16 protein-coding genes are annotated in these 17,607 nt (G+C 59.5%); 3 read left to right on the top strand and 13 right to left on the bottom strand.

Translation table 11 applies throughout. The annotated features are described in order from the left end of the window. Nucleotides 1-356 precede the first annotated feature (356 nt). The gene (locus GOW56_RS13395) at nt 357-1,283 is read right to left on the bottom strand and encodes an alpha/beta fold hydrolase (RefSeq protein WP_171206206.1); all 927 of its coding nucleotides are present in this window, start codon (nt 1,281-1,283) and stop codon (nt 357-359) included. 218 nt (nt 1,284-1,501) lie between these two features. On the opposite strand from GOW56_RS13395, the gene lptF reads away from it, so the two are divergent. Continuing rightward, the gene (gene lptF, locus GOW56_RS13390) at nt 1,502-2,641 is read left to right on the top strand and encodes an LPS export ABC transporter permease LptF (RefSeq protein ID WP_171206205.1); all 1,140 of its coding nucleotides are present in this window, start codon (nt 1,502-1,504) and stop codon (nt 2,639-2,641) included. Between the two features lie 3 nt (nt 2,642-2,644). On the opposite strand, the gene GOW56_RS13385 is transcribed toward lptF, so the two are convergent. Then, on the bottom strand, nt 2,645-3,478 hold the full coding sequence (locus GOW56_RS13385; RefSeq protein WP_171206204.1) for a LysR family transcriptional regulator: 834 nt from the start codon (nt 3,476-3,478) through the stop codon (nt 2,645-2,647). A 101-nt stretch (nt 3,479-3,579) separates the two neighbouring features. Between GOW56_RS13385 and GOW56_RS13380 the strand changes: the two genes are divergently transcribed. Continuing rightward, entirely contained in the window at nt 3,580-4,182 is a 603-nt protein-coding gene (locus GOW56_RS13380; protein WP_171206203.1) for an HD domain-containing protein, read from the top strand. Between the two features lie 39 nt (nt 4,183-4,221). On the opposite strand, the gene speB is transcribed toward GOW56_RS13380, so the two are convergent. From speB to GOW56_RS13330, 10 genes are all read right to left on the bottom strand, one after another. Continuing rightward, on the bottom strand, nt 4,222-5,064 hold the full coding sequence (speB, locus tag GOW56_RS13375; RefSeq protein WP_171206202.1) for an agmatinase: 843 nt from the start codon (nt 5,062-5,064) through the stop codon (nt 4,222-4,224). After that, nucleotides 5,061-6,230, bottom strand: a complete 1,170-nt coding sequence (gene nspC / locus GOW56_RS13370; protein WP_171206201.1) for a carboxynorspermidine decarboxylase — start codon at nt 6,228-6,230, stop codon at nt 5,061-5,063. The genes speB and nspC overlap by 4 nt, the downstream gene beginning before the upstream one ends. A gap of 108 nt (nt 6,231-6,338) precedes the next feature. Further along, entirely contained in the window at nt 6,339-7,562 is a 1,224-nt protein-coding gene (locus tag GOW56_RS13365; RefSeq protein WP_171206200.1) for a saccharopine dehydrogenase family protein, read from the bottom strand. A gap of 25 nt (nt 7,563-7,587) precedes the next feature. Beyond that, nucleotides 7,588-9,477, bottom strand: coding sequence for a biosynthetic arginine decarboxylase (speA, locus tag GOW56_RS13360; RefSeq protein ID WP_171206199.1), 1,890 nt, complete (start codon nt 9,475-9,477; stop codon nt 7,588-7,590). A 101-nt stretch (nt 9,478-9,578) separates the two neighbouring features. Beyond that, nucleotides 9,579-10,664, bottom strand: coding sequence for a DUF1513 domain-containing protein (locus tag GOW56_RS13355; protein WP_171206198.1), 1,086 nt, complete (start codon nt 10,662-10,664; stop codon nt 9,579-9,581). A gap of 3 nt (nt 10,665-10,667) precedes the next feature. Next, entirely contained in the window at nt 10,668-11,678 is a 1,011-nt protein-coding gene (locus tag GOW56_RS13350) for an imelysin family protein (RefSeq protein WP_171206197.1), read from the bottom strand. Nucleotides 11,679-11,681: 3 nt separating this feature from the next. Then, on the bottom strand, nt 11,682-13,229 hold the full coding sequence (locus GOW56_RS13345; RefSeq protein ID WP_171206196.1) for a di-heme oxidoredictase family protein: 1,548 nt from the start codon (nt 13,227-13,229) through the stop codon (nt 11,682-11,684). Continuing rightward, nucleotides 13,189-13,674, bottom strand: coding sequence for a bacterioferritin (bfr, locus tag GOW56_RS13340; protein WP_152458892.1), 486 nt, complete (start codon nt 13,672-13,674; stop codon nt 13,189-13,191). The genes GOW56_RS13345 and bfr overlap by 41 nt, the downstream gene beginning before the upstream one ends. Then, on the bottom strand, nt 13,622-13,915 hold the full coding sequence (locus tag GOW56_RS13335) for a bacterioferritin-associated ferredoxin (RefSeq protein ID WP_152458891.1): 294 nt from the start codon (nt 13,913-13,915) through the stop codon (nt 13,622-13,624). Before GOW56_RS13335 ends, bfr begins: the two co-directional genes overlap by 53 nt. Nucleotides 13,916-14,001: 86 nt before the next feature. After that, nucleotides 14,002-15,273 (bottom strand): imelysin family protein, encoded by a 1,272-nt coding sequence (locus GOW56_RS13330; RefSeq protein WP_171206195.1) that lies wholly within the window; start codon nt 15,271-15,273, stop codon nt 14,002-14,004. A 249-nt stretch (nt 15,274-15,522) separates the two neighbouring features. On the opposite strand from GOW56_RS13330, the gene GOW56_RS13325 reads away from it, so the two are divergent. Then, on the top strand, nt 15,523-16,080 hold the full coding sequence (locus GOW56_RS13325; protein ID WP_171206194.1) for a DUF2796 domain-containing protein: 558 nt from the start codon (nt 15,523-15,525) through the stop codon (nt 16,078-16,080). Nucleotides 16,081-16,557: 477 nt separating this feature from the next. Here the strand turns inward: GOW56_RS13325 and GOW56_RS13320 are convergent, their stop codons facing one another. Then, nucleotides 16,558-17,508, bottom strand: a complete 951-nt coding sequence (locus GOW56_RS13320) for a GlxA family transcriptional regulator (protein WP_171206193.1) — start codon at nt 17,506-17,508, stop codon at nt 16,558-16,560. Nucleotides 17,509-17,607: the final 99 nt, after the last annotated feature.

Below are 17,607 nucleotides of genomic sequence, written 5' to 3'. Positions count from 1 at the left end.
GGGCGAACCGGAAATCAGAACGCGCGCAGGCTTTGTGAGCCGCAGTGCAACCAAACCCTATACGCCATCAAAAAATTCCGGCCCAGAGTGTGAACAGCGTCACTGACGGATGTTGGAAAGTCTGGTTGTCTGAGAATGTCAAAGAGTTGGCGTTCAGGTTCTGCACAGAACGCAGGTTTTCAGTTTCTCCCTTGTGACTGGGGCGCGCTTGAGGTCGAGCGCGCCCTTTCCGTTTCTGGTCAGCAACGCATACTGACGATATCAGAACGTGCAGAGATTCTGCCCAAAGCCGGTAATTGAGCAGAACCCGCAAAATCGGGCTTTGCACCAGAGAAAGGCGTGTGGCGGCCGGTCAGTCAGGCCAGCAGCGCCAGATCCCCGATATTTGTCTTGTGCCGGGTCGGCATCGTTTTTACCGAATGGCCGTCGATCGTCAGGGCGAGGTCCTCATAAAACCCGCCGCTGTCGAACCACCAGCGATGCGACTTCATCATCTTGCGCTGTCCTTTGGGGACGTCTCGTTGATATTGGTGGTCACAGAAAATATCCCAATGACCTTTCGAGGTCAGCTTCGGCATCCCGACACGACCGGCGCGACGCCGACCGCCGTGAACAATCCCGCCGGCCAGGGCCAGCACCTTGTCTTTCCGGCTGTAGTAATTGGTGAATCGCTTGCACCGTTTTTTCAGGACCAGATCGCCCCATGCGCCCTTTTCCAGCCATTCTGAATCGATGTCCGCTGACGCGAACATGACCTGATCCGCCGACCATATCTTGTTGCCGGGCCCGGCCGAATCCCCGAAGTCAGAGAATGCGCGCAGTACCACCAACGCTCCCATGGAATGAGCGATCAGATGCACCTTGGGGCGCGGCGACATTCCCAACAGCGGCAAGATTCCGTCCCCCACCAGATGCGGTGCCACCGCCTTGGCATCGGAGCGGTCCGAGTCATAGGTGTGCACCGATCCGTCGCTGGGCCAGTCAAAGGCAACGACCGCGCCCTGATACCCGTTGCCCCTGAGATTGGTTTCTATTTTTCCCAGCCGGTCCAGCATGTCCTTCTGGCTGGTGTTGAACCCGTGAACATAGATCAGGACGGCCGAATCCCCGCCCTCCTGTCGCACGAGATCCAGCCATTTGGCTTTTTTGACAATACTTCCCTTACGAATTTTTCCACCGGGGCTTTGCTGGGTGATGTGAGCATATCTGGTCTTTGCCGCCGGCTTAAACGTGAACTTTTTCTTCTGCGCGTTATAGGTGCGGCGGGAAAAAAACAGTGCCATTATTCAAACTCCATTCTAATTAATCCGTAAAATGTGCCATGAGCCGCCGTTTTCACAAAGCGTAATCTCCCGGCCCTTCTGGTGCCAAAACGGGGATGTGCGATGAAGCCGGTATGCGCCAAGGTTGCATACAGGGGCATCCTGACGTCCAATGCCTGTTTCCTCTGCCGGCTTAATGCCCTAGTGTCCGCTGCAAACGAACACACGCACGAGGCCCCATGTCGCGTTTTGATGGATATTTCCTGCGGCAATTGCTGATTCTGTTTGGCTTTTTCACCTTGGTGCTTGTCGGTGTGTTCTGGATCACCCGGTCTGTCAGCCTGTTTGACAGGGTCATCAGCGGCGGGCAGTCGGCAATGGTCTTTCTGGAATTCACCGCGCTGACTTTGCCGACCCTGATCCGCACGGTCATGCCCATGGCCGTGTTTGCCGCCGCCGTCTATGCCACAAATCGCCTGAGCCGCGAAAGTGAGCTGACGGTTATGCTGGCCACCGGATCCAGCCCTTGGCGGCTTGCCCGGGCGGTGCTGCTGTTCGGTGTGATTACCGGGGTGATGATGGCGATCATCAGCGTGTTCCTGCGCCCGGCCTCGGTGGAACAGCTGGAAATCCGGCAAGCCGAAGTGGCCGGAGATGTGACGGCTCAACTGCTGAACGAAGGCGAGTTTCTGCACCCCGCCGAAGGTGTCACGGTTTACATAGGCAGCATTGATCTGGACGGCACACTCCACGAAGTGTTCGTGTCTGACCGCCGCGATCCTGAAAACGCGGTCAGCTATTCAAGCGTAACCGCCTATCTGGTCAACAATGATGTCGGCATCCACCTTGTGATGGTTGATGGGGTTGCATTGCGCCTGAACAAGGAAGGCAAAGTGTTGTCATCGACCCTGTTCCAGGACGCGTCCTACGACATCTCGGAACTGACGAATACAAATCCGATGGCCCGGCGCAGCCTCGAAGCTATTCCAACGGCGGACCTGATCCGCAACCGGGATGAGGTTTCAGCCACGGAAGGGTTCAGCCAAGGCAAGCTGATCGAAGAGCTGCACCAGCGGTTCTCGTGGATCGCGATTTGCATCGCCGTGGCGCTGGCCGGGTATTCAACCCTGATGCTGGGCAGTTTTTCCCGGTTTGGATTGTGGCCGCAGATATTGGGCGCCTTCACCATTCTTGTGCTGCTTGAAGGTGTGCGCGGGTTTGTTTCCCCGGTGGTGATCGATGACCCGGAGCTTTGGTTTCTGCTGTACCTTCCCGCAATCATAGGGGTGCTGATCTCGGGCCTCTTCCTGCTTGTTGCCGGTCGGCCGCTGATGCGAAAACGGCAGCGCGCGCCGCAGATCATGCCGACGCCGGCCTGAGTTCTAGCCGCGAAGATCCACCAAACAGCTGTGAATGTCTTCAAATTCCTCGCGATCACCGCGGGTGACCAGATACATGGGCAGCGGCAAGCTGATACTGTCCTCGACCCGCTCCAGAGCACCCGAGGCCAGATGTTCAGAAATGACGTAATCGGGGAAATAGCCGTTTCCGCCTCGGTGCAGAATATATCGCAGCGCCATCATGCAATTGCCAAGAAAAACTGTCTGACCCGACGCCCGCCGCGCAGCCGATCTGACATGGTCCTGATAGACCTCGCCCAGTTCAAGGTTGACGAAGATCATGTCATCGTCCGTGCCGTCAGTCTTTGGCGTCCGGACCAGGGACAAAAGCTCGGGTTCAAGCGCGTACCACGTGACACGCCGGTCCGCCGGCTTTTCATGTGTGATCGCCGCGTCCAGCACATGGGTTGCCACCGCTTCGACCATGTTCAGGTCGTGGTCATAGTTCAGCGTCAACAGCAATTTGCCAAAGCGCTGTTCAAACCGAACCGCCAGGTCCACCAGCAACGGATCCCAGATGCTGAGCTGGCCACCCAACCGCAGTGCCGGGCGGTTCTGTGCCTGTACCGGCAGGTCGCGCGACGCAAAGCCCCAAAGGGACAACATCTGTTCCGCATAGGGTTTGAACTGCCGGCCGAACTCGGTCAGCGCCGTTCCGCCGGCACCGCGCGTGAACAGCGCCCTGCCGGTTTCCTCCTCGATCAGGCGAATACGCGCGCTGACAGCGGTCTGCGTCACATTCAACTTGCGGGCGGCGGCATGAAAGCCACCGGCTTCGGCCACGCAGAGAAAAGTTTCCAGAGCTTTGAATTGCATGTCGAAAGTATTTTTTGATCACAGTGATAAAATCAATTCATTTTTTTGAAGACTGGTTTCGAACTACGCTTCTTCTCAGGACACATGCCAAAGGATCAGCCATGCTGGACAAAAGCCACAAACCCACCTGGACCAGTTTCGAGAATGCCACCAAGGCCGACTGGGACGCTGTGATGGCGTATGAAGAGGCTTATAATGCGGCCCTGCCTGACCGCATCCTCGATGCCATCCGCTCGTTGGACGAAGAATGGACGCCCTATCCGGTCAACCGCTATCAGCACAGCCTGCAAGCCGCGACACGTGCTTACGAGGACGGTGCGGATGAAGAACTGGTGGTGGCTGCGCTGATTCACGATACCGGCGATATCCTGTCGCCCTACAATCACGGAGAGCTGTCGGCGGCGATGATGAAGCCTTACGTCAGCGAGAAGACCTATTGGATTCTCAAGCATCATTGCGTGTTTCAGGGGTACTACTACAACCACCACCTGGGTGGCGACCGCAACGCGCGCGACAAGTACCGCGACAGTCCTTATTGGGAAGAGTGTCGCTATTTCTGCCATGAATACGATCAGAAGGCGTTCGACCCGAATTATCCGACCAAGCCGCTGGAGTTCTTCGAACCCATGTTGCGCCGCGTCCTGAACAGGGGCGAAGGCCATATGGAGTTGAACGAAACCGTCGATGACGGCAAAACCGACTAAGTACCGGATCAGGCGGGCCAGCCCGGCCCGCCTGCCTGTTCAGCAGCTCGCCATCAGGCGATAGACGATCTGCGCCGCGGTGAAATCCCACGCCGCGTTGCCGTCGGGGGCCAGTTCGACCACGTCGAAACCAACGCAGCGGCGGCCCTTCAGGGCGTGTTCGACGAGGCGAAGCGCCTGATAATATCCCAGCCCACCCGGAACAGGCGTGCCTGTCGCGGGCATCTGCGCCGGGTCCAGCCCATCAACGTCAAAGCTGACATAGACCAGTTCGGGGAAATCCTCGGGCAGGTCGACGGCATGGATGTTGCCGGTGACCAACTCTTCGGCATCCACGTGGAAGACGCGGTTCCTCAGACGGCTTTTTGCTTCCTCGGTGGAAAAGGCGCGCACGCCGAACTGGGCCAGTGGGATACCCTCCTCGGCCAGCAGATGCATCACCGAGGCGTGCGAGTGTTTTTCGCCCTGATAGGCGTTGCGCAGATCTGCATGGGCGTCGATCTGCACGATGCCGAGGGGCTGGCCTAGCGAGCGAGTCACACCCATGACCGCGCCATAGCTGAGCGAGTGTTCGCCGCCCAGCGTGACCGGCACCTTGCCGGCGCGGATGGCGGCCTCGGTGCGCTGGGCGAGGCGCTCCATAACGTCCGGCAGCGGGCCGTCGCAATCCAGCGGGGGCTCGGTAAAGATGCCTTCGACGCAGGGTTCGGCGTGGCCCGTGATGCGTTCGAGTTCATTGCTGGCCGCGATGATCGCTTCGGGGCCTTTGGCGGTGCCGGACCCGTAGGATACGGTGCGTTCCAGCGGCACCGGGATCACGCGGAATCGCGCGTCTTCGCTGCGTTCGGTCTCGGTCAGTTCGCTGTCGAGGAAAATGCTCATGAAAGCCTCTCTTTGAAGTCGCTGTAGCCGAATTGCCTGATGATTTTTAGGTCGTCGGTTTCGCTGTTCCACAGGGCGATGGTGGGCAGGGGCACGCCGTTGAACGTGTTGGTCTTGACCATCGAGTAATGCGCCTGATCGAGGAAGGCAAAGCGCTGCCCGATTTTTAGCGGCTCGGCCCAAGTGTAGTCGCCGATCACGTCGCCCGCCAGGCACGAGGGGCCGCCCAGGCGATAGGTGTGGCCGGTTTCGGCCTCGTCCATCAGGGCGGGGCGATAGGGGGCCTCGATCACGTCGGGCATGTGGCAGGTGGCCGAGATATCGGTGATCGCCAGATCCATGCCGTTGTGCGGCAGGTCGAGGATTTCGCCCACCAGGATGCCCGCATCCAACGCCACGGCCTCGCCGGGTTCCAGATAGACCTCGACGCCGTATTTGGCGCGGATGTGTTTGATGAACTCCACCAGCCCGTCGCGGTCATAGTCGCTGCGGGTGATGTGGTGGCCGCCGCCGAAATTGAGCCATTTCAGGCCGTTCAGGAAGGGGGCGAGTTTCGGTTCAACAGCGGCCCAGGTGCGCGCCAGAGGCTCGAACCCCTGTTCGCAGAGCGTGTGCATGTGGAGGCCATCCACGCCCTCCAGCGCCTTAGCGTCCAGCTGGCTGACCGGGGTGCCGAGGCGTGAACACGGTGCGCAGGGGTCGTATTTCGCGACCTCGCCTTCTGAATGCTCGGGGTTGATGCGCAGCCCGACCTGCCGCCCCGCGGCTTGTGCCTTGGCAAGAAAGCGGTCTTTCTGCCCGGGGCTGTTGAAGATGATGTGATCCGACAGCGCAAGGATTTCGTCGATGTCGGCGTCCTTGTAGCCCGCGCAGTAGGTCGCGACCTCGCCGCCATATTCCTCGCGGCCCAGCCGGGCCTCGTAGATGCCGCTTGCGCAAGTGCCGCCGAGATACTGTCGCACTAGAGGGGCCAGAGCGAACATCGAGAAGGCCTTGAGCGCCGACAGGACATGCGCGCCAGAGCGCTCACCGATATCGGCCAGAACCGCCAGATTTCGCTCCACCGCCTTTTCGTCGACGACGAAGCAGGGGGAGGGGACGCGTGTCAGGTCGAAGTGGCGGAAGGCGCCGGCGTCTCCGGCCTGTGTGGTCATCATGTCGGACATTTCGGGCGTCTCCGATTGTGAAAAGCCCCGGGGGGGCCTGCCCCCCGGACCCCCCGGGATATTTTTAGCCAGATGAAGCAGGGCGGTCGCGCGGACCGCCCCGAGGGATCAGAACTCGACGGGCCCGTCGAGTTCGTGGACCTGCCACGGCAGGCCGTGTTCGTTCAGCATGTCCATGAAATCATCCGGGTCGAGCTGTTCCATGTTCCACACGCCCGGCTCGCGCCAGTTGCCTTTCAGCACTTGTGCCGCGCCGATCATCGCGGGGACGCCGGTGGTGTAGCTGACGGCCTGGCTGCCGACCTCGGCATAGCATTCCTCGTGGTCGCAGATGTTGTAGATGTAGTAGGTTTTCTCGCCCGAGCCGTCCTTGGCCTGACCCGTGGCGATGTCGCCGATGCAGGCCTTGCCCTTGGTCTCCGCCCCCAGATCGCCGGGATCGGGCAGCAGGGTTTTCAGGAACTGGATCGGGATGATTTCCTTGCCGTCATGCATCACCGGGTCGATGCGGGTCATGCCGACGTTTTCCAGCACTTTGGCATGGGTGATGTAGGCATCGCCGAATGTCATCCAGAAGCGGGCGCGCTCGATCTCGGGGAAATGGGTGCTGAGCGATTCCAGTTCCTCGTGATACATCAGGTACATGTTCTTGGGGCCGATGGCGGGGAAGTCGAACTCGACCTTGTGGGTCATGGCGGGAGAGTGCTTCCATTCGCCGTTCTCCCAGTGGCGCACTTCGGCCAGGACTTCGCGCAGGTTGATTTCCGGGTTGAAATTGGTGGCGAATTCCTGATCGTTCTGGCCGCCATTGGCGTCCAGAACGTCGATCTGGCGGATCGTGTCCAGCTTGTGTTTCTTGAGCCACTTGGCAAAGACGGATGTAACACCCGGATCGAAGCCCGAGCCGAGGATCGCGGTCAGGCCGGCCTGTTTGAACCTGTCCTGATAGGCCCATTGCCAGTGATATTCGAACTTGGCCTCGTCCTCGGGCTCGTAGTTTGCAGTGTCGAGATAGTGGCACCCGGCCTCGAGGCAGGCGTCCATCAGCACCAGGTCCTGATAGGGCAGGGCCAGGTTCACCAGGATTTCCGCGCCTGTTTCCTTGATCAGCTTGACCGTGTCTTCGACCTTGTAGGCGTCAAGCTCGGCGGTGGCGATGTCAACGCCCACGCGCTCTTTCACCGATTTGGCGATGGCGTCGCATTTCGACTTGGTCCGGCTGGCCAGTGTGATTTCGGTGAAGATGTCCGAATTCATCGCCATCTTGTGCACGGCGGCGTGGGATACGCCGCCCGCGCCAACAACCAGTGTTTTGCCACTAAGTGAACCCATGGGGGTAATCTCCTCTCACAGGGGGTTATTCGTAATAGGTGTAGCCGTTGATCGAGTCGCGATAGGCGCTCATCAGGGTTTTGCGGTCCTTGGCTTTCAGAGTACCGGTCGAGATCGCCTCGTCCACCATTTTGCGGAAGGCGGCGACGCAGTCGGTGGGGTCGAATTCGACGTAGGACAGCACCTGGCTGATCGTGTCGCCCTCTTGTTCGTGCAGCAGGTCGAACCCTCCGTCAGCGCGCAGGTCGATGGTGACGACGTTGGTGTCGCCGAACAGGTTATGCAGATCGCCCAGCGTTTCCTGATAGGCGCCGACGAAAAAGACGCCCATGAAATATTCATCATCTTCGGGCAGGGTATGCACCGGCAGACTGGGTGAAACACCGTCGGCCAGGATGAACCGGTCGATCTTGCCGTCGCTGTCGCAGGTGATGTCGGACAGGACTGCGCGGCGGTCGGGTGTTTGGTTCAGGCCCTGCAAGGGCACGATGGGGTGCAGCTGGTCAATGGCCCAGACGTCGGGCAAGGACTGGAACAGCGAAAAGTTGCAGTGGTAGATATCGGCCACTTTCTCAAGCTGGTCGTCCACGTCGGTTTCCAGATCGTCACTGGCCGCCAGCGCCTTGAGGCGGGCCATCAGCGACAGGTAGATCCGCTCGGCCCGGGCCATCTGTCGCAGGTCGACATAGCCGCGTCTGAACAGCGCGCGCAATTCGTTGCGATAGAAGGTGGCGTCGTTCCAGCATTCCTGAAGACGGTCTTTGCTGAGATAGCCGTGCACCGCGGCAAGGTCTGAAACCATGTGGTGATCGTCGGCTTCAACCTCGGGGCCGTTGGGCGCATCATAGAGCGTGCTTTCCAGCACGTTGAACACCAGCATCGACGACGTCGCCACCACCGCACGGCCGCTTTCGGTGACCAGCGTCGGGTGGTCCACCTCGGCCTCGTCCATGGCATAGGCCACGGTTTCCACCACGTTGGCGCAGTATTCCTCGACAGTGTAGTTGATCGAGTTCTCGGCCGCCTTCTTCTCGCCTGTGTAGTCCACCCCCATACCACCGCCGAGGTCCAGATGGGTCAGCGGCACGCCCTCGCGCGTCAGTTCGGTGTAATAGCGGCAGGCCTCGCCCACCGCGCGGCGCACGTCGTTGACGTCCTGCACCTGAGAGCCCAGATGCGAGTGCTGCAACTTCAGGCAATGCAGAAGGCCCGCGTCGCGCAGCTTGTCCACCGTGGCCACCAGTTGATCGGTGTTCATACCGAAAGCCGAGCGGTCGCCCGAGCTTTCTTCCCATTTGCCGCTGATCTGGTTGGTCAGTTTGACCCGCACACCAATAAGCGGTTCGACCTCCAATTCTTTGTAGACCTCGATCACCGTGTCAGCCTCTTTCGGGCTTTCAAGAACGATCACCGTGTTGAACCCGATCTTGCGTGACAGGATGGCCAGCTGGATGAACTCGGCATCCTTGACGCCGTTGCAGACTATCAGCGCTTCGCTAGCCAGCCGATGTGCCAGCGCGATCACCAGTTCGGGTTTGGACCCGGCCTCGAGCCCATAGTTGTACTTCTTGCCGAATTCGACGATCCGGTCGACTACCTGGGCCTGCTGGTTCACCTTGATCGGGAACACACCGCGATAGCTGCCTCTGTAACCGACGCGGGCGATGGCGTCGCGGAAGCTTTCGTTCAGATGCGCGATTTCGTGTTCCAGATAGGAAGACACGCGCAGAACCATCGGGGCCTTGATACCGCGGTCGTCCAGATCGCTGAGAATACCGGGCAGGCTGATCGCGCCAACCTCGGGAGCCAAGGGATTGCGCAGACCGATTTCGCCCTGCTCCGTCACCTCGATGAGGCCTTTGCCCCATTTCTCAACTCCGTAGATGGAATGCGGTGCGTCGGGCGTCTGTTTCAATCAAGTCGGTCCTTAACGTAGGGGTGCCAGTTTCGCGCCCGCCAATACGGCAGCTGTTTGATTCTTCCAAGCCTAAACTATGTGACGGAAAAATCCGAGTTTCATGCCGGTGGGGTGATCCGGACCAGATGATTGTCCCACTGGCACTTCGCGCGGGTCCGGATCTCGGGGTGCGCAGTGGCCAACGCGCCGAACACACCGGTTCCGGTGGTGAAAACCAAGCCGTTCGGGCCCGATCCAAGCCCGCAGACATCCTCAAGCTCGAACGCATCGCTGAATGTGCCACTGGCCACGTCGAACCGATGCAGCGCATTGCCGCGCGGACAGGTGATGGCAACGGTTGCACCATCCGCCGAAAACGCGATGCTGCCGGCATAGCCTTGCAGCGTGCTCTGATCCTGCTCAGGCGCTGACAGAAGGTGCGGGGTTTCCCCCTGACGGTGCAGGCCCAGCAAGGGCGGATGTTCGGCCTTGCTGCCCTGCCACTGCATCGCAAAGCCCACCAGCCCGTCGCGACGGACCGCCAGATGGCGGATCGAGTTCTTATGGAGCGCAGGCGCCAGCGACACCTGTTCCTGAACCAGGCCCGACATGGAAAGGTAGGTCAGGTTGGGCTTCATCGTCGGCAGGTTCAGCTTCGTGCGTCCGGTTTCGGGATGGGTTTCGATCCCGCCATTGGCAATCACAAGCGTTTTCCCACCCGGCATCAACCGCATGTCATGCGGCCCGACGCCGCCGGAGGGGAATTCACCCAAGCGCGCAAAGGTTTCGGCGTCCCAGACGCCTATGATACCTTCTCCAGCTTCGAAATCGTTTTCGGTGGCAAAGAAAATCGCGCCATCGGCTGAAAAAGTACCGTGACCATAAAAATGCCGGCCTTCCGGCGCCGTCAGCCGCGCGATCGGTGATCCCGTCACGCAATCAATCACCACGGCAAAGGTGCCCGGACGGCGCGCAAAGGCCACGGCCTGTGGTTTGACCGGATGTGCCGCCGCCGCATGACCGCGCGCGGGCAGGGGCACGGAAAACAGCAGCGTTCCCTGTGCATCCAGCCCGGCCAGTCGATACGAACCATCCGGAAACAGCCCTGCGGCCAGAAACTCCGGCCTTCCCACCGAGGCCCATCCATGGATCGGAGGCAGAGAGGTTGCAGCCAGCCCTGCAAGAAAACGGCGGCGCGATGTCATGGGTCAGTCCCCGTCCAGAGAATTGAAGCCTGCGCTGATGCCCAGGGTCGGGCCAAGTTCAATCGACGCAATGGCGCGAATATCGTGGATGGACTGTTGCAGGGCCTCGATACGGAACCGGGCCTGCGGATCCGAAACGCCCGCCAGCGCCGGGTCGTCAATGGCCTCGGCATTCTCGATGGCGCGCGCAAAGGCAGCATCCAGATCCGCGGCGATATCGGGATGATCAAAGGCCAATCGCGATGCAAGATCACGAAGGGCCATCAGTGAAAGCTCGACATGGCGCAAGGATCGCTTCGACCGCCACGCTTCGGCGCGGTTCGGGCGCGGGCGGTCGAACGTGCCCAATGGGCGACCAAGCCGAGTGTCGGCCGTGAATTCAAGACCCGTGGACAAAGCCTTGAACAGTTCCTGCATCGCTTCGTCCTGCGTTCGGTAGCGGCCGTTCTCGCCGGGCCGGGTCAGGCCGGGGGCATAGCTTTGCCAGTCATCGGCCATCGCCCGCGCGTTGGCATCAATATCCGCCGCGATCGCCTGAATCAGCGCACAGCGGTAATCCGCATTGCCCTGCTCTGCAAAGGCGCGATCGAACAGCATCCGTTCGAGCGCAAAGAACCCGCGCCCCGCTATGGATGTCTCGGCATAGGCTTCCGGGTCTTGCACGGCGTCATCCTCGGTTGCGATATGCTGGGACAGGGCTTTGGTGGTGAACCCTTTCGTGTCGGGCCAGAACGCCATGGCAAACGCACGATCATCAACCTCGGTCGGACCGAACCGCAGGTGACTGGCGGAAATCCAGCTGTCGAAGGCCGCGTCATAAGCCGCGCGCAACGCAGGTGAGGTCGGATCGCAATCCACCCGCGAAGCACTGACCAGAGCCCCGGTCGTTTCCGGCAGCTTGTCGAACCTGGGCAGGATATGTATCTCGGTAACGTCCATCAGGATCGGTGCGCGGTCCTGCGCCTGTGCGGCAAGCGGCATCATCAACGCGGCAACAAAGGTAAGAATACGCATGGGTCAGAGGCTCTCCAGAAAACGGATTAGGGCGCCGCGGTCAGTTTTCGGCATCGACACAACCGCATCGCGCGCGGCCTGGGCTTCGCCGCCGTGCCACAGTATCGCCTCGAGCAGATTGCGTGCCCGCCCGTCATGCAGAAACTGCGTGTGGCCCGAGACGCGTTCGGTCAGACCAATGCCCCACAAAGGCGGCGTCCGCCATTCGCGCCCCGTCGCGCGGGCCTCGGGGCGGTGATCCGCCAGACCTTCGCCCATGTCATGCAGCAGCAGGTCGGTATAAGGCCAGATCAGCTGAAAGCTGTGCTCGGGCCGATCTTCCAGCCGGTGGGTGACATGGGCTGGAGTATGGCAGGATGCGCAGCCGATCGTGTGAAACACCTCTTTGCCGCGCAACACCTCGGGGTCGTCGACATCACGGCGGCCGGGCACGCCCAGATTGCGGCTGTAGAAATCCACCAAGTCCATACCCTGCTGATCGATCTCGAACGCGCGGGTATCGATGTCGCCATGCGGGGCGTCGACGCAGTTCACCTGCAAGTCCGTGCAGTCCCCCTGAGGTGCCGGGTAAAGCGGGCTTGAAATACCGATATCCCCGGCAAAGGCTGCGGCGGATTGCTCCATGACCGTCGGCATGCCTGCCTTGTGCCCGAACCGGCCCATCATCGGGGCGCCGTATTCAACCGACCAGACGATGTTCGGACGGCCCGAGATGCCATCCCCATCCACGTCATCGGGATCAGCCCGGGCCAGCAGGTCTTCGACCGGGATCGCCTCCAGCAGGCCAAGCCCGATCATCTGCGGTGCGACCCGCGGGCTCAGCATCGCATCCGGGTGCAGAGGGCCATAGCCCAGGTCAGCGGCCCTGTAAGACGGGCGGCGCAGTGACGCGGTCTCGCCGTCAGAAAGTTCAACGGGGACTTCTTCGTAAGAGATATCCAGCCGATATTCCGCCGGATGTCCGGCAAGCGCGAAATCCTGCATCTGCCCGCCATAGTTGGGTTCGGGTCGGGTGGCGATGTAGTCTTCGATCCCGGCATACCCGTCTTCCGGCGCACTGGGGATCGAGACCCGAAGGAACATCGAGACCGCGTTGTCATCAGGGCCGTTGGGTGTGTGCCCCCGCCCATCCTTTATATGGCAACGCTGGCAGGATCGCGCGTTGTACAGCGGCCCCAACCCGTCAGAGGCCAATGTGGATGATGGTGACGACACCCAGATTTTCTTGAACAACCCGTTGCCGACCTTGAAATCCAGCTCCTGCTCGAAGCTCAGATTGCCCGAGGGTTGCGAGAACGCATCCGCGTCGTTGCGGACCCGGACAGTTGCCGCCCCGGCAGAGAGTTCTTCGAACGGCTGCGACACGCCATAATCCTGCGGGGGCGCGGTCACGGCCGCAATGCGGGCGCGTTCCTCGTCGGTGCGGGGGGTGAATTTCAGATGCAGGTCCCGCAGCTCGGCTGACAGGGAGGGGGTGGCCGCCAGGGCGACCACCGACAAGGCAAGAAGGCTATTCGCCTTCGTCCATTTTCGATGCGTTGAGTTGCGCATAATTGGCTTCGCCGATCCTTTCATACAGGTCGAGCTGCGTTTCGAGGAAGTCGATGTGTCCCTCTTCATCGGACATCAACTCTTCGAACAGCGACATGGAGACAAAGTCGCCGGCCTCCCGACAATATTCGCGCGCTTCCTTGTAAAGTGCCCTGGCGTCGATCTCGGCTGCCAGGTCGCATTCCAGCGTTTCCTTCGGCGTCTGACCGATCCGCAACGGGTCCAGTTTCTGAAGGTTGGGGTGACCTTCCAAAAAGATGATCCGTTCGATCAGCTTGTCCGCGTGGCCCATCTCTTCGATGCTTTCCTCGCGGCTTTTCTTGGCCATATGGCCAAGGCCCCAGTCTTCTTGCAGGCGGTAATGCAGCCAGTATTGACTGACGGCAGTCAGCTCATGCCGCAGAGACCTGTTCAGATATTCGATGACCTTCGGATCGCCTTTCATCAGCCTTCTCCTGTGTTGCTCCGGCACGCAAAGTGCGGAGTTGCATGGGGACTTCCAGATTACCGCTGGCCCGCATCGTGTCTAGGAACAACGGCATGCACCCGCCACAATCCGCCGATTTGCCAAGGGCATGGTAGATTTTGCCGGGGGTGATGATGGTCCGCGGATCCGCCGTGCGCATCCAGTCGATGGTGGCACGGATGTCGTGATCGGATATGTTGGTGCAGTGGCAGACAATCATTGGTCTTGGCTCGTTTCGCCGCCTTTACAGACGATCAGAAAGGGTTGCTCGGGCCGGAAAGAAACCCTCTCCGGCCCGCTTGAAGATTAATGGAAGACGGCGTCCGGGTTATCCAGGCTGTCTGACCCTTCAAACGCAACCCCGTCCAGTTCCAGCGCAGTTACGATGCGTTCGATCGTTTTGGTCTGATCGATCAGGCCGTTGACGCCGCCCATGATCAGGGCTTCGCCGCCTTCGTTGCCGCGCTCAAGCATCTGGTCATAAGCAAATCCCGCCTCGGTCGTTGTCTTGATCTTGCCCAGGGCCTGCATGGTGGCGGCCAGTTTCGCTTTCATCTCGGTATCCAGCGCCGGATCCGTGGCGATGACCAGATCGGCCAGAGATGCGCCCGAAACCGGGGTGCCATCAATGCGGGTATAGCTGCCCAGATAGACGTTCTGGATGCCCAACCCGTCATAGTAATGGCTGTTGTGGGTGTTGTCAGAAAAGCAGTCATGTTCTTCTTCAGGATCGTTCAGCATCAGGCCAAGGCGCATCCGTTCGCCGGCTTGCTCACCATACGAGAGAGAGCCCATGCCGGTCAGGATCGCGCTGATGCCTGCTGCTTCGTTCTCCATAAGGGCTGCGCGCGCCGCTCCGCCGTCTTTCCACTGATCCGCCATCCAGGCCAGATCGCTGACCAGCAGTTCGGTCGCAGCGCTCAGATATTGCGCGCGACGGTCGCAATGGCCGCCGGTACAGTTCTCGCCCTGCGCATAATCGGTCGCTGGTCGGTTGCCGGCACCGGCGCCATGGCCGTTCATGTCCTGACCCCACAGAAGGAACTCGATGGCGTGATAGCCGGTTGCCACATTCGCCTCGATACCATCGGCTTCGTGCAGGGTGTCGCTCAGCAGTTCGGGGGTGATTTCGCTGGCATCAATGGTCTCGCCCGACAGTTGGAAGCTGGGGTTGGCGATGACGTTCAGCACGGCAAATTCGTTTTCGTCCGTCGCGCCGCCATAGGCCGCGTCGACATAGTCGATCAGACCTTCGTCCAAGGGCCAGGCGTTCACCTTGCCTTCCCAGTCATCTACGATGGCATTGCCGAAGCGATAGACTTCCGTCTGCTGATAGGGGACACGCGCAGCAACCCAGGCCGCGCGCGCCGCGTTCAACGTTGCGTCCGAGGGATCAGCGATCAGTGCGTTGACCGCATCCTGCAATTTCCTGGCTGAAATCAGGCTGTCCTCAAATTTGGCTTCCGCAATATCGGCATAGGTGTTCAGTACATCTGCCTTGGTGGGGGCATCACCCGAGATTGCGGCGGTTGCCATGCAAAATGTCAGGGCGCTGGCAGTGGTGAATAACTTGGTCATAGGAGTTCGGTGCTTTCCTGTCAGAACTGTCGGATCGCGCGGGGATGTACCGCGGGTTTCGCGAAGAAATAACTGAGTGATTTAGTCGGCAATGTCAATCTGAGTTTTATTGTCGGATATAGCAAATGATGGTTGAATCCCACGCTTCTCCCCAAATCTGGCGAGCTCCGATCCGAGGGTTAACATTGCGTGGCGGGTGATTCGCGCTAAAATCACGTATGTGATTCTGTTTAAGGCGGTTGTTGGTTAATGAAGTGCTCTGTTCTGGCGTTGTCTCTTTTTCCGGCAGCTCTTGCCGCTCAGGCGACGCAGATCACGCCCACCCATCAACATGGGTCCGGTCAATTGGAAATCGTGTTTACGGACACGGAATTTACGCTGTCCCTTAAGGTTCCAAGCATTGACATAATCGGGTTCGAGACCCCGGTGGCAAGTGATGACGAGCGTACGCGCGTCGCCATCGCGATTTCCGAACTGTCCAAACCACTGGATCTGTTTGTCGTCCCGCCCGACGCCGTGTGCTTTAACGCATCTGCAAACGTGATCCTGACGCATGATATTCCGGGGCAGCAGGACAACGCGGGCGAGGGGGGCGCGTCATCCGTGCCGGGCGAACACTCGGAATTCCAGGCTGACTACGTTGTTCAATGTCAGGATATGGATGCGCTGACCACGATGGAATTTGCGTATTTCCAGCGGTTCAGCGGGACAGAGAAGCTGAACGTTCGCGTCGGATCAGGCGCGGCGACCAGCACCCATGAAATCACGCGCGCCGCGCCCAGTCTCGATATGACGCAATTCCGTTAGAGATGGTGCTTGAACGCCCGTTTGACGTTTTGAAGCGCGCAACCGAAGCAGTTGAGCCAAGATTGCCTCGTCCATGCCTGAGGCTGCGCAGAAAACGAACACGCTGGATTGAAGGCGGAAAAACTGCTCCTCAGTGCGGTCCTTGAATGCAGCAATGAGCGAAACTCACAAATTATTTATTTTTACAAGTGGTTATGGCCTTTGAGGTTGCCGGACTTCGCTGAATCAAAAGTCTCCAATTGAGGCAAAGATTAACGAATAAGGGCACAAGAATCGCATGTATGACAAGTTCTCGCAAAACTTATGCCAATATCCAAATCTATTGGTACATCATCCTGCCGATCTGTTGACTAGTCCGGTTTTAATGAGGGGGTATCTCGGCAGGGTTAGGGGGATGCCCGTTCAGGCCCGTCATGGGCCGACAAAGCGCGGCATCCCCTGCCGTATCGTTTTCGACAAGTCCACTACCCGATACTGTCAGTCGATCTTGTTGCGTTGCGCGTGCGGGGTGACGCCAAAGCTTGACCGGTAGACGCGCGAAAAATGGCCCGGGTTTTCAAAGCCGCAGGCCACGGCAACCTCGGTGACGGATGCTTCGGTCTGAAGCAACAGTTTCTGGGCGCGCTCCAGCCGCATTTCCATGAAGTATTTCTTGGGCGACGTGTTGAGGTATTTTCCAAACAGCCGCTCAAGCTGCCGGGTTGAAATGCCAAGCTCTTCTGCAATGAACGAGGGGGAAACCGGGGTTTCGATACTGTCCTGCATGATGGTGATCGCCTTGGCGAGGTGCGCATTGCGCATTCCGTTGCGTGATTGCAGGGAAACCCGTTGTTTGGCCGTGGCATTGCGTACCGCGTTGTAGACCATCTGATCCGCCACATCGATGGCCAGTTCTTCACCGTGATCGCGTTCGATCAGGTGCAGCATCAGATCCGCCGTTGCCGTTCCGCCAGATGCGGTAATGTGCTTTTCATCGGCGACGAACACGCTGCGTACCAGGTTGACCTCGGGAAAGGCTTCCATGAACGCGTCGTGATATTCCCAGTGGATTGCCGCTTGCATTCCGTCGAGAAAGCCAGCCTCGGCCAGCACCCATGCCCCCGAGCACAGGGCGCCGATTTTCGTGCCGCGCGCGCGTTCGCGGCGCAGGGTTGCAAGCAGGGGGCGGGTGACGTGGTCACGCATGTGAATGCCCGACAGGACAAACAGCTGATCACATTTGGCCAGACCCTGAAGGCCGGAATGCACCAGCGTGATGGATCCGTTCGAGCACACGGCCTGCTCGCCATGTTCGGACACAAAGGACCAGCGGTACAGTTCTTCGCCGCTCACAAGATTGGCGATCCGCAAGGGTTCGACCGCGCATGAAAACGCAAGGTGCGAGAACTCCTCGACAAGGATGAAAGTGATGTGCCGCGTCTGAGGCATGAGCAGTACCGTTTGCAAGCTGGGACAAAGTCCAGAACATGAGTCTATTTCGCAGGCTCCTATGCTGCACGAATTTTTATTGTATACAAGTTGTATTTT

Origin of the sequence: Ruegeria sp. HKCCA0235A (assembly GCF_013033235.1) — a bacterium.
Classification (GTDB): domain Bacteria; phylum Pseudomonadota; class Alphaproteobacteria; order Rhodobacterales; family Rhodobacteraceae; genus Ruegeria.
This window is presented reverse-complemented; position numbering and strand designations above follow the sequence as displayed.